Source organism: Collimonas pratensis, assembly GCF_001584185.1.
Lineage (GTDB): Bacteria > Pseudomonadota > Gammaproteobacteria > Burkholderiales > Burkholderiaceae_D > Collimonas > Collimonas pratensis.
This window is the reverse complement of sequence record NZ_CP013234.1, coordinates 4,136,447-4,148,299: the sequence shown is the minus strand read 5'-3', so window position 1 is coordinate 4,148,299 and position 11,853 is coordinate 4,136,447. Positions and strand designations below refer to the sequence as shown.

Sequence of the window (11,853 nt, the reverse complement as noted above, 5' to 3'; positions counted from 1 at the left end):
CACTACACTAAATTCAGGAGGCCAGGTTGATATTGACATGCACCCGGTGCGCTTCGGCGCGACGCAGGGCGAAACGGGTGAAGCCGATTTGTATCATCAGCGGATCGGCGCCGACCGGACCGCGCGCCACCACGCTGACCGCTTCGCCGTTGACGAAACCCAGCTCGCGCAAGCGCTGGGCGATGGGGTCGGCAGTCAGGACATCTTCCACATGTTCAATGACTGCGGGTGTAAACGGGATCAAGTCGCAAAGTCTCATACAAACGCCATTACCAATAATGATTCTCATTATACCCATTGATAGCGCTTTGCCGGCCTTTGTTTGACAAATCCAGGGCTCTGTCGCACTGCGTAATCGATGATGCCAAAGCGTTGCATCTCGTCTGTTGTCGATAAAACACATCAAGCCGTCTTTCGGTCTGTGTTGGAAAGCACCGGCTTGGAGCAGAGTTTTAGAAGCAATTTGTAAATTATGTTTCCAAATAGAAAATTTCTTTATGGGCTCGGGTATGATCCAAAACTTTGCTGGCTACTCAGGCGACGGTGCTATGCAGGCTGAGGAGCTTATCCCTAACTTCACATTTATCGAGAACCGGTGCGATGAAATTACCCAATGGCTTGACCTATGTTACGGCGACGGCACTGGCCGTCCTGCTGAGCGCCTGTGGCGGCGGAGGCGGCTCTAGTACCTCCGCAGGGAATTCGCAGCAAGCGCAGGCACTAAGCGCGGACCAGCAGATTTTCGAGCATGAAGAGTTGAATGGCGGCACCTATGCACTGGGGGTGAGCTTGCCTTTCGGTGGCGGCAACCTGGTCAGCGGCGTTAATTATTTCTATTCGACCTCGACAGGCGGCATCAGCGCATCTCCTTCGGCCGCCGGCAGCCAAGTTGAAACCTCGCAAGCCACTTCGCTGGATTCGGCATTGGCTTTGCCGGCTTTTGCGACAACGCGTTATCTGCTTGGCAGCAAGGTTGTTGTTCGCTCCGCCACTGCGCGACGCGCGGTCAGCTATGTCGGCAGTAGCGTCCGCACCGATTCTTACGCAGATGACGGCAGTACTGTAGTGCAGTCCTCGCTGTTTTCCAATTTTAGCGAAACGCCATTGTCCGGGATGATCGATAATGCTCCGGAAGAGTTACAGGCGAACTATCAGATCGATGACTGGGTGAGCGCCAATAATTTCTCAGCCAATGCGCAGTGGCTGAGCGGCGCCGCCTATACCAAGAGACAGGGGGCATTGGCTGGCGATACCTATTTTGCATTGGATTGCACGAATAGTCTCCCCGCTAAAATTACGACGTCGACGGCGACCACGCCTTGCCAGACACAGGTAAATCTCGACGGCTTCTTTCCAGTCACGCTGAAGAACAGCAATTTCCATCCGTATGAAACGGACTTTTCTGCCGACGGCGCGATCAGCGTGATCAACGGCGTTCGCATGTGGGTAGCCAATGCACCGCTGCCGGCGGCGCAAAACGGTACGACTTCCTATCGCATCTATTACGAGTTGAATGGCAACGTCTATATGGGCGCCCTGGAGAAAGACGGCACGCCATACAAGTATCCGCAGAGAGATGGTTCAGTGGTTGCTTATTACATCGGCTTGAACCAGGCGGCCGTCAACAGCATACAGCAGGGCTTGATCACCGGCGCCACCGTGCCCGGCTCCCAGGCGGGTAGTGTTGCCGAAGTGGGCACCGTCGATTTGTTTGGCATCGGCGGGCATGGCGTCAATGGCGCCTTGGCTCCGGCCGATTTGCAGGCGCACTATGGAAATCCCGTTGGCTTGAATGGCGGGGGGCAAACCATTGCACTGATCGAAGCGCCGTCTAGCGGCAACGTTGAAGACGATCTGGCTGTGTACAGCCAATATTTCAATCTGCCGCCATGCACTGCCGCGAATGGATGCTTCCAGCACCTTGACTTATCAAATGGCGCATTGGTTGCAGCGAGCGCCGATTGGGGGGCGGAAGTGGAATTGGATACACAAATGGCGCACGCAATGGCGCCGGGGCCAAGATCGTTGTCGTCACGGCTAAAAGTGCAAGCTTCACCGACCTGTTCGCCGCAGTTAATTATGCTGCCGTACTTCCTGGCGTGACGGCAATATCAATGAGCTTCAGTAGTTTTCCGATGCCGGCCACTGCGCAAAGCGAAGATACGCTGTTGTCGGGTTTCCAGAGCAATCAAGGGGTGGCTTTCTTTGCCAGCGCCGGCGATGGCGGCTTTAGCTCCTCAGGCGCCAGCTATCCGGCATCGTCGCCTTACGTCACCGGGGTAGGCGGCACGCGCATCAATTCTATCGCCTGGAACGGCGCTGCCTCAAACGAGGTGGCATGGCAATTTTCCGGTGGCGGCAACAGCTATTACTCCCCCATGCCGACCTGGCAGTCATCGTACATGGGCGCCAATGTAGCGGCGCTTAACGGCGGCATGCGCGCGGTACCGGATGTCGCCGCAGTAGCGGACAATCAGCATAGCGCTGTGGGCATCTATTATAAGCAACGCTGGGTGATGAGCGGCGGCACCAGCGCCAGTACCCCGATCTGGGCCGGGATCAGCGCGCTGTTCGGACAGTATCTGGCGAACAAGGGAAGTTCTCTGGCGACCTTGATCAAAGCTACGCCGGGTGGCTTTAACGGCTTGCTGTATCAGACCAGGCTGACGCAGGGAAGCAGTCCGGGCTTCGTCGATATCGTTGCCGGCAGCAATAATCTGCTTGGCACGCCGTGCACCATCTGCAGCGCAGTGGCGGGCTACGACAATATCACCGGCATCGGCGTTCCCAACAGCGGGAAGCTATTTGCCAATTTTTAAAGCGGCCTCCAGCATGCATTTCTATCGAGCCGCATAAGCGCTTCTTTGACAACGGAGATACAGCAGGGCGACCAGTAAGACCGGTCGCACTGCTGCTGTTTTCATGGCGTGCAGTTCAGCCAGCCACTCCTCCCTTTTTACTGCATGTCAAGGTTGTTCGTGCGACAGGATATTGCAGGCTTGTGCGCGGGCGGTCAGCGCCAGATTCAATAGCCGGTTTTCGCTATTCCTCGTGGAATATAGCGAGGGCGATTTCTACGCTTTATGGAAGCATTTGTGCTCTGCTTGCTTGACAGCATTACCCGCTTTGCGTTTTACTTGGCGCAATTTTCTGCATTGCAACAAACCGCAAGCTTGTTTTTGCCGATCCAGGTCCCGGTGTGCAGGCACATCGGCAGTTTTTTTCTCTTGATCCCGCGCGCATTTCGTCTCACCATGCTGGGCCCTGCACCCGCGCAATCGCGGATGTCGGCTTACGTGGTTTTTGGGTAGCGCTAACATCGGCAAGGCCTTGCAATTTCTATCAACTCAATCCCTGTGAAGGATCGAATTCCCATGCGCTTCAACAAAATACTTGCCCTCTCGTCTCTGCTGCTGGCGGCCGTCACGGCTCAGGCCGAGACTGGCGTTACTGCCAACACCATTACCCTGGGGCAGTCGGCGGCGTTTTCCGGTCCCGCCAAAGAACTGGGCAAGGGCATGCATGATGGCGCCCAAGCTTATTTCGACCAGGTCAATGCCAGCGGCGGCGTGTATGGCCGCAAGATCATCCTGAAGACTCTGGACGACGGCTACGAGCCGGAGCGCGCCGCAGCCAACACCAAACAGTTCATCGAGCAGGATGAGGTGCTGGCGCTGTTCGGCTATGTCGGCACGCCAACCTCGAATGCCTCGATTCCGGCAGTCAGCAAGGCCAAGCTGCCGTTCTTCGCGCCGTTCACCGGCGCGCAATCGCTGCGCGAGCCGTTCAACCGCAACATCTTCAATATCCGCGCCAGCTACTTTGCCGAGACAGAGAAGATCGTGCAGCAGATCACCACCTTGTCGCTGAAACGGATTGCAGTGTTTTATCAGAATGACGCCTACGGCAAGGCCGGCCTGGAAGGCGTGACCCGGGCCTTGAAGAAGCGCGGCATCGAAGTGGCCGGGCTCGGTACGGTAGAGCGCAATAGCGTTGATGTCAGCGACGCCGTCGCCAAGATCCGCGCCAGCAAGCCGCAGACGGTGATCATGGTGTCCGCCTACAATTCCAGCGCTGCCTTCATCAAGGCCATGATCGCGGCCGGCAGCCCGCCTTCGTTCTGGAACATCTCGTTCGTCGGCAGCCAGCAGCTGGTGACCGCGCTTGGCAAGGATGCCAGCGGGGTCCAGATCGCGCAGGTGATGCCGGCGCCGTGGGACGAGACGCATGCCATCGTCAAGGAATACCGCAAATACTATCTGCAGGATGGCAAGAAGCAATGGGACTACGTCAGCATGGAAGGCTTCATCGCTGCCAAGGTGTTTGTCGAAGGCTTGCGCCGTGCCGGCAGCAACCTGTCGCGCGACAGCCTGATCCGGGCGCTGGAAACCATCAGCCATTACGATGCCGGCGGCTATTTCATCACCTTTAATCCAAGTAGTCACAACGGTTCGGAGTTCGTCGACCTCACCATGGTGGCGAAATCGGGCCGGTTCCTGCACTGATAGATAGCGCTGCCGTGCGCCTGAGTACTTGATCTTGGGCGCGCAGCGGCGCTGCTTTTTCTTCACATTCCGGCCATCCAGTTCTGGGTGGCGTCCTGGTCCTCTCTGTTTTTCTTAAAATGGCAACCTTCTCAAATCGGCTGATTTGACGTGTTTCGTGCAAATGCAACACAGTTGCATTACAATCTCGATATGCAACTGTGTTGCATTTTCGTTTGCATTTGCGTTTAATGCGGCGCCGGTGCCAAAAGACTTCCAGCAGAAGCCGTCCGCGCCGTGCCCATCCGGCCAGCAGTCCAACCACTGTCCAATTCCAGAGATCGCTATGAACCAGTTAAAAAAACTTCCTGTGACCGTCTTGTCAGGTTTCCTCGGCGCCGGCAAAACCACCTTGCTCAATCACATATTGCGCAATCGCGAGGGCAAGCGCGTGGCGGTGATCGTCAATGACATGAGCGAGGTCAATATCGATGCCGAGCTGGTACGCGACGGCAGCGAGGCCGCCGGCGCGGCGCTTTCGCGCACTGAAGAAAAGCTGGTGGAAATGTCGAACGGCTGCATCTGCTGCACCTTGCGCGACGACCTGCTGCAAGAGGTGCGGCAGCTGGCGGCGGCGGGGCGCTTTGATTACCTGCTGATCGAATCCACCGGCGTCTCTGAACCGATGCCGATCGCCGCCACCTTCGATTTCGAGGATGAGGACGGCAACAGCCTGAACCATGTGGCGCGCATCGACACCATGGTGACGGTGGTCGACGCCGCCAACCTGCTGGCGGATTTTTCCAGCGCCGAATTCCTGGCCGACCGCGGCGAGACCGCAGGCGAGGGTGATCAGCGGCGACTGGTGCACCTGCTGACCGAACAGATCGAATTTGCCAACGTCATCGTGCTCAACAAGACCGACCTGGTCGACGCCGCCCAGCTGCAGCAGGTCATGGGCGTGATCAAGGCGCTCAACCCGGATGCGCGGTTGATCCATGCGCAACATTCCAACATTCCGCTGGACAGCATTCTGGACACCGGCCTGTTCGATCTGGTGCAGGCTTCTGCCATGCCTGGCTGGGCGCAGGAACTGGAGGGGCGGGGCAGCTCGGAAAGCGCGGAGTACGGCATCAGCAGCTTTGTCTACCGGACGCCGGAGCCGTTCCATCCGCAGCGCCTGCATGATTTCCTGGCAGCGCCGCTGTCGGGGGTGATCCGCAGCAAGGGCTATTTCTGGCTGGCCAGCCGTCCCGATTGGGTGGCCAGCATGTCGGGCGCCGGCAAGCTGATGACGCACGAACCGGTCGGTTTCTGGTGGGCCGCAGTACCGGCCGAACGCTGGCCGCAGGATGTTCACACCCGTGCGCAGATCAGGGCCGGCTGGAGCGAGCCGTATGGCGATCGCCATCAGGAAATCGTCTTCATCGGACAAGACATGGACCAGGTGGCGATCCGCCGCAGGCTGCAGACCTGCTTGCTGGATGCTGCTGAAACCAGTCTCGGCATGGCTGCCTGGCGCAAGCTCGATGATCCGTTTCCGGGCTGGCAAAGAAGCCCCGATGGGAATCAGGGATGACGCTGCCTGTGAAGCAAGTGCCTGCGCAGGCGGGACAGGATTCAGTTCCGGCCGGGCGCCTGAGCATATTGGCGCGCTCGGCATGGCTGCGGCTGATGCTGGTGCTGCCGGCCTGCGTGCTGCTGTGGTTGGGTGTGTGCTGGGCGCTGGCGGGAGAGCCTCGATGAAACCTGTGATTGCGCTGCGCGACGTCAGCGTCGCCTATCGTCGGCAAGCGGCGCTGCAACATGTCAGCGGTGTTTTTGCGCATGCCTCGCTGACCGCGGTGCTAGGGCCAAACGGCGCCGGCAAGAGTACTTTTCTGAAGGCTGTGCTGGGCCTGGTGCCGGTCGAAAGCGGCCAGGTAGAGATCCATGTGGCGCGCAAGCTGATCGCCTATCTGCCGCAGCAGGCAGAGATCGACCGCAGTTTCCCGATCTCGGTGCTGGATTGCGTTTGCCTCGGCTTCTGGCAGCGGTTGGGCAGCCTGGGCGGCCTTAACTCGGCGATGAGGGAAGCTGCACAGGATGCGCTGCGGGCCGTCGGTTTGCAGGGTTTCGAGCAGCGTCCCCTCGGCAGTTTGTCGGCCGGGCAACTGCAGCGGGTGCTGTTTGCGCGGATCATGGTACAGGACGCCGACGTGATCTTGCTGGATGAACCATTCAACGCGGTCGACGCCAGGACCACAGAAGATCTGCTGGCGCTGATCCACGGCTGGCATGCGCAGCAGCGCACTGTGGTCGCAGTGTTGCATGACCATGAGCAGGTGCGCCGGCATTTCCCGCAAGCGGTGTTGTTGGCGCGGCAGCTGGTGGCCTGGGGCGAGACCACCGAGGTGCTGGCAGCCGCCAATCTGCAGCGGGCCAGACAGATGCCGGATGCCAGCAACGCGAGCGAGGGCGGCCGCTGGCCGGAGCTGGCCGCATGACGCTGTGGTCCTGGCTGCACACGGCACAGCAGCTGGCGTGGGCGCCGTTTGCGGAATTTTCCTTCATGCGCCGCGCCCTGGCCGGCACCCTGGCGCTGGCGCTCAGCAGTGCGCCGCTGGGGGTGCTGCTGACCTTGCGCCGCATGAGTCTGTTCGGCGATGCACTCAGCCATGCGGTGCTGCCGGGCGTGGCGATCGGTTTCATCCTGTTTGGCTTGTCCTTGCCGGCGCTCAGCATCGGCGGTTTCCTGGCCGGCGTGACCGTGGTCGCGGTGGCGACCCGTATCAGCCGCAGCACCGGCCTGAAGGAAGACGCCAGCCTGGCGTCCATCTACCTGATTGCGCTGGCGCTCGGGGTAATGCTGATATCGATGAACGGCTCCAAGCTGGATTTGCTGCATATCCTGTTTGGCAACGTGCTCGGAGTAGACCGTAGCGGGCTGTTGCTGGTAGCCGGCGTCAGCAGTTTCAGCCTGATGCTGGGCGCATTGGCTTACCGCGGCCTGCTGCTGGAAAGCTTCGATCCGTCTTACCTGGCTGCAAGCGGTGCGCGCGGCGGATTGTTCCAGCATCTGTTCCTGATGCTGGTGGTGATGAACCTGGTCGCTTCGTTCCAGACCCTGGGCACCTTGATGGCGGTCGGGCTAATGATGCTGCCGGCAGTCTCCGCCCGTCTGTGGCACGACACTTTGCCCGCACAGCTGCTGAACAGCGCCCTGCAGGCGGTGCTGGCAGCTTACGCCGGCCTGTTGCTTTCCTATTACAGCGGCGCGCCGTCGGGCCCGACCATCATTATTTGCGCTGCCGCCTGCTATCTGGTGTCGCTGCTGATTGCGCCGCGCGGCTGTCTGCCGCGGCTGTGGCGCCGTCCTTGCCACCGCGCTTGAAGCGCATTCCCATTTCCCAACTTCAGGAGTTATCGTGAAAAATGTAAGTCGATTGTTAATGATGGCCTTGCTGGCGATTTGCAGCAGCGCCGTGGCGGCGGAAAAAATCCCGGTGGTCGCCAGCTTCAGCATCCTGGGCGATATCGTCGGCGTCGTCGGCGGCGAGCGGGTAGCAGTGTCGACGCTGGTTGGTCCTGACCAGGACGCCCATGTGTTCGAACCGACGCCGGCCGATGTCAAGGCGATCGCCAGGGCGAAACTGGTGGTCATCAACGGCCTCGGTTTCGAGGGCTGGATGGAACGTCTGACCGGCGCTGCCGGCTACTGCGGCAGCCTGGTGGTCGCCAGCGCCGGCGTGGCTGCCCGCCAGCGGCCGGGGATCGGTGCGCACGCGACGCGGCCCGATCCGCACGCGTGGCAGGATCCAAGCAATGTGATGATCTATACCCGCAACATCGTCGCTGCCTTGAGCAAGCTGGACCCGGCCGGCAGCAGCCAATACCAGACCAACGGCGAGCGTTACCTGCAGGCCCTGGTTGACCTGGACCGTTGGGCGCAGGCGCAATTCGCCGTGCTTCCCGACCGACAGCGCTCGGTGATCACTTCGCACGATGCCTTTGAATACTTCGCTGCGCATTACGGCCTGCGCTTCCTGGCGGCACAGGGCATCTCGACCGAGAGTGACGCCAGTGCGCGCGATATCGCTGCTTTGATCCAGCAAATCAAACAGCAAGATATCAAGGCGGTATTTTTCGAGAACATGAGCAACCCGCAACTGCTGCGGCAGCTCAGCCGAGATGCCGGCGTGACGCCGGGCGGCAAGCTGTATGCGGACGCCTTATCCGGGCCAGGCGGGCCGGCGCCGACCTATCTGCGCATGATGCGTTATAACATCACCCAGATCCTGGCTTCCTTGCGGCGTTCCTGAGGCAGGGGCGGCGGGCGGTAACAGTCCGTTGCCCTCGCTCTCATCGTTTGTCAGGTCTTTGCTGAGAGGTGAATTGTCAACTTCAGATTACCGAATCGTGAAACATTGCCGCTGTTCTTCTTGAAAAGCAAGCCGTCAAATAATATTGTCCAAAAGAAATAGTTAAATCATTTAGTTTTCTTTTGGAAATGATGAATGTGCATTTCGGCCTATTTTAGGGTTAAATATCGTTAATTTATGTGAACTATAGTTAAAAATCTAATTTTTCAGTGGTTTCATAAGGCTCTTGCTTTTACTCTTTGCTTGCATGCTGCCGTCGAACTTAACAAAACGGTGAGCGCATAGCGACAGGGGTAACCGATTGAATGTGATCCGGCGATTTCCAAAAGAAAAAAGATTTGCCGAAAGACAAATCAAGCTGCCTGATGCAAGTTCAACAATCAAAGAGTAGATAGATGCAGAAAATTAATGGCGTTCTTCGAGATGATCAATGGGAGAAGCTGGAGCCTTTGCTGGTAGGCCGGCCGGGTGATTCGGGCATGTGCGGCCGCGACAATCGCCTGTTCATGGAGGCGGTGCTGTGGGTGGCATTGAAAGCCGGCTCATGGAGCAACCTGGCGCCGGAATTCGGCCGCTGGAGAACCAGTTACATGCGCTTCCGGCGCTGGACCAAGGCCGACGTCTGGCGCCGTGTGGCGGAGAGCCTGGCCGATCAGCACGAATTGCAGGCGATGTTGCAGGCCATTATCGTGCTGGGCGATGAGCACACACGTTTGAATACGGAAAGATCGATCCGGCGCGATAACGTGAAAATCTACGGCCGTGCCCTCGCTTCCGCCAGCGGCAGCAATGCCAAGCCGGCGCGCGGCGACGACCTGTCGTCATCGTGGGTATGGCTGGTGAGTAACGACGTCCAGACCAACTGATCAGGCTTTAAGCAGCACTTGCCACCGGCAGCCGCAACTCCACAGGCTGCCGGCGCCAAGTGGTATCTCCCTTGCGCCGACGGCGGCCTGCGCATATCGGCAAGCGATATCGCCCTTGACGCCGCGCAACATCCCCCCTTGTCTCCCAGTCCTGCACCTCTTTTTCCCTATGAATCGGGCAAAAAAACTGCGCCTCCGCGGGCTGCCGCAGAATAGGGGCCACTCTCTAAAGCCCTACCTGATTTGACTACCGTCGCGCGGGATCAGGTATCATCGCCGAAGGGGAGTGTTTGGCAGGAAACTATATGGATCGCGCGTCCTACGGCCGCAGCCGCATTTCTCCCCCGCATAAAAAAGAATGGCCCCGGCTACGAGGCTGAGACAGGTCCGGAACGACAAGATGCCAAGGCGGTAAGCGGCGACAGCGATTCGGACGATTAACATTCGATTAAAAGTACGATTTTGATGAATTTCATTCTGTATTCGGATATTGGCGAAAACACAATCAACAAAAGCCTTGGTTTACCAGAGTACAGCTACTACTTTGTCTTGAAAGCTTTTCGCACCGTGCTGCAGGAACTCGGCACGGTGACCGTGGTGCGGCACCCGGAAACCGAAGTCGATCCGTTGTTCGACGCCTGCCGCGCGCGTGGCGAAGAGTGCGTTTTCCTTTCCTTTTCCCCTCCCAACAAAACCTTGATCGACCTGCGCTGCCCGACCGTGTCGGTGTTCGCTTGGGAATACAGCAACATTCCCGACGAACTCTGGGACGAAGATGTGCGCAACGACTGGCGCATCGTGTTTGGCCGCCACGGCAGAGCGATCACCTTGTCCAGCTACACCGCGCGGATTGTCCGGGAAGCGATGGGGCCGGGGTTTCCGGTGCTGGCGGTGCCGGCGCCATTGTGGGAACAGTTTGCCGAACCACGTGCGCGCTTTGGATCCAGCCTGCCGCCAGGTCAAAGCCGGCTGCAGGTGCGCGGTACCGTGATCGATAGCCATGTGCTGGGTTTGTCCGCCGACGGCCTGATCGCGCATGTCGTTTTTCCGCAAGCAGCAGAAGAACTGGACGAGGCGCCGCCGCAACTGCCGCCGGAACCAGTACCTGAACCGGTTGCGCCGCCAGCCCCGCCTGTGCCTGCCGTTCCGGCAAAAAACTTGCGCTATCGGCTGGCAGTGACCAAACGCCATCTGCTGACCTGGTACCGGGAAGCGCTGCGCGATCTGTTGCCATTGTGGCTGGCGCGCGCGGTGGCGCTCGGCGGGCGCGGCGGCAACACCGTTGCGCGCGCCGTCCTCGGCTACGAAAGCCGTACGCTTCCGCCATTGCCGCCGTCAGCACCGCAGCCAGCGCCGCCGGTTGCAGCCGTTGCACCGACAGCGGCCGTTGCGCCGGAGCCGCAAGAACCTGAAGTGAGCGTCGTTCTGGAAGGGGTGGTCTATACCTCCATCCTCAGTCCCAAGGATGGCCGCAAGAACTGGTTCGACATGGTGACGGCATTTTGCTGGACTTTCCGAGAGGTCGAGGACGTGACGCTGGTGTTGAAGATGAACGAGCGCGATCTGTCGCTGTATCACAACACGCTGCTGACCCTGCTGTCGCAGCTGGCGCCGTTCAAGTGCCGGGTCCTGACCTTGCATGCCTATCTCGATGACGCCACCTATGAAGAACTGATCGGCGCCACCAGTTTTTACGTCAATACATCCTTGTGCGAAGGCCTGTGCTTGCCGCTGATGGAGTTCATGAGTTGCGGCAGGCCGGTCATTGCGCCGCGGCATACTGCGATGGAAGACTACATCGACGAGGGCGCTGCCTTCATCATCAAATCCAGCCTTGAGCACAATGTCTGGCCGCATGACCCGCGCGACCTGTTCCGGACCCTGCGCTACCGCCTGGATTGGGAGTCGATCTGCAACGGCTATGCGGAGAGTTACCAGATAGCGAAGCAGCAGCCGGAAAAATATCTGGCGATGGGCCGCCACGCTATCGCGCGCATGCAATCATATAGCGCAGGCGCGGTGGTCAAGGAACAGCTGCGCGAATTTTTCCAGCAAGCAGCGGTGGAGGAACAATCATGATGCGATCCCCACAAGCTGCGCTTGCAGCACCCTTCGTTCTTGGCTTTATCTGAAAGCCGGCGC

General features: G+C 59.1%; 11 protein-coding genes. 10 read left to right on the top strand and 1 reads right to left on the bottom strand.

What is annotated here, in order from left to right; genetic code table 11:
• Positions 1 to 13 precede the first annotated feature (13 nt).
• Entirely contained in the window at positions 14 to 259 is a 246-nt protein-coding gene (locus tag CPter91_RS18425) for a FeoA family protein (protein ID WP_061942725.1), read from the bottom strand.
• 263 nt (positions 260 to 522) lie between these two features.
• Here CPter91_RS18425 and CPter91_RS27390 point away from each other — a divergent pair, with 263 nt between their 5' ends.
• The 10 genes from CPter91_RS27390 to CPter91_RS18375 all read left to right on the top strand — a co-directional run bounded on the left by CPter91_RS27390 (position 523) and on the right by CPter91_RS18375 (position 11,790).
• Entirely contained in the window at positions 523 to 2,103 is a 1,581-nt protein-coding gene (locus tag CPter91_RS27390) for a S8/S53 family peptidase (protein ID WP_236905854.1), read from the top strand.
• An 11-nt stretch (positions 2,104 to 2,114) separates the two neighbouring features.
• Positions 2,115 to 2,819, top strand: coding sequence for a S8 family serine peptidase (locus CPter91_RS18415; protein ID WP_061942721.1), 705 nt, complete (start codon positions 2,115 to 2,117; stop codon positions 2,817 to 2,819).
• A gap of 555 nt (positions 2,820 to 3,374) precedes the next feature.
• On the top strand, positions 3,375 to 4,505 hold the full coding sequence (locus CPter91_RS18405; protein WP_061942717.1) for an ABC transporter substrate-binding protein: 1,131 nt from the start codon (positions 3,375 to 3,377) through the stop codon (positions 4,503 to 4,505).
• Positions 4,506 to 4,830: 325 nt separating this feature from the next.
• Positions 4,831 to 6,063 (top strand): zinc metallochaperone GTPase ZigA, encoded by a 1,233-nt coding sequence (zigA, locus tag CPter91_RS18400; protein ID WP_061942715.1) that lies wholly within the window; start codon positions 4,831 to 4,833, stop codon positions 6,061 to 6,063.
• Positions 6,064 to 6,071: 8 nt separating this feature from the next.
• Positions 6,072 to 6,230 carry a hypothetical protein gene (locus CPter91_RS27010; RefSeq protein ID WP_167595120.1) on the top strand — a complete coding sequence of 53 codons (159 nt, stop codon included), beginning with the start codon at positions 6,072 to 6,074 and terminating at the stop codon, positions 6,228 to 6,230.
• Positions 6,227 to 6,970, top strand: a complete 744-nt coding sequence (locus CPter91_RS18395) for a metal ABC transporter ATP-binding protein (protein ID WP_061942713.1) — start codon at positions 6,227 to 6,229, stop codon at positions 6,968 to 6,970. Before CPter91_RS27010 ends, CPter91_RS18395 begins: the two co-directional genes overlap by 4 nt.
• Positions 6,967 to 7,857 (top strand): metal ABC transporter permease, encoded by an 891-nt coding sequence (locus CPter91_RS18390; RefSeq protein WP_061942711.1) that lies wholly within the window; start codon positions 6,967 to 6,969, stop codon positions 7,855 to 7,857. Before CPter91_RS18395 ends, CPter91_RS18390 begins: the two co-directional genes overlap by 4 nt.
• Before the next feature lie 58 nt (positions 7,858 to 7,915).
• The gene (locus CPter91_RS18385) at positions 7,916 to 8,785 is read left to right on the top strand and encodes a metal ABC transporter substrate-binding protein (RefSeq protein ID WP_061942709.1); all 870 of its coding nucleotides are present in this window, start codon (positions 7,916 to 7,918) and stop codon (positions 8,783 to 8,785) included.
• Positions 8,786 to 9,240: 455 nt separating this feature from the next.
• On the top strand, positions 9,241 to 9,711 hold the full coding sequence (locus CPter91_RS18380) for a transposase (protein WP_082792986.1): 471 nt from the start codon (positions 9,241 to 9,243) through the stop codon (positions 9,709 to 9,711).
• A 465-nt stretch (positions 9,712 to 10,176) separates the two neighbouring features.
• A complete protein-coding gene (locus CPter91_RS18375) occupies positions 10,177 to 11,790 on the top strand; it encodes a glycosyltransferase (RefSeq protein ID WP_061942705.1) in 1,614 nt (537 codons plus the stop codon).
• Positions 11,791 to 11,853 lie beyond the last annotated feature (63 nt).

Excerpts from the sequence above, each read along its gene's own strand:
- CPter91_RS18425 (WP_061942725.1), bottom strand. The coding sequence starts at position 259 with ATGAGACTTTGCGACTTGATCCCGTTTACACCCGCAGTCATTGAACAT.
- CPter91_RS18375 (WP_061942705.1), top strand. The coding sequence starts at position 10,177 with ATGAATTTCATTCTGTATTCGGATATTGGCGAAAACACAATCAACAAA.
- zigA (WP_061942715.1), top strand. The coding sequence starts at position 4,831 with ATGAACCAGTTAAAAAAACTTCCTGTGACCGTCTTGTCAGGTTTCCTC.
- CPter91_RS18415 (WP_061942721.1), top strand. The coding sequence starts at position 2,115 with ATGAGCTTCAGTAGTTTTCCGATGCCGGCCACTGCGCAAAGCGAAGAT.
- CPter91_RS18380 (WP_082792986.1), top strand. The coding sequence starts at position 9,241 with ATGCAGAAAATTAATGGCGTTCTTCGAGATGATCAATGGGAGAAGCTG.
- CPter91_RS18390 (WP_061942711.1), top strand. The coding sequence starts at position 6,967 with ATGACGCTGTGGTCCTGGCTGCACACGGCACAGCAGCTGGCGTGGGCG.
- CPter91_RS18405 (WP_061942717.1), top strand. The coding sequence starts at position 3,375 with ATGCGCTTCAACAAAATACTTGCCCTCTCGTCTCTGCTGCTGGCGGCC.
- CPter91_RS18395 (WP_061942713.1), top strand. The coding sequence starts at position 6,227 with ATGAAACCTGTGATTGCGCTGCGCGACGTCAGCGTCGCCTATCGTCGG.
- CPter91_RS18385 (WP_061942709.1), top strand. The coding sequence starts at position 7,916 with ATGATGGCCTTGCTGGCGATTTGCAGCAGCGCCGTGGCGGCGGAAAAA.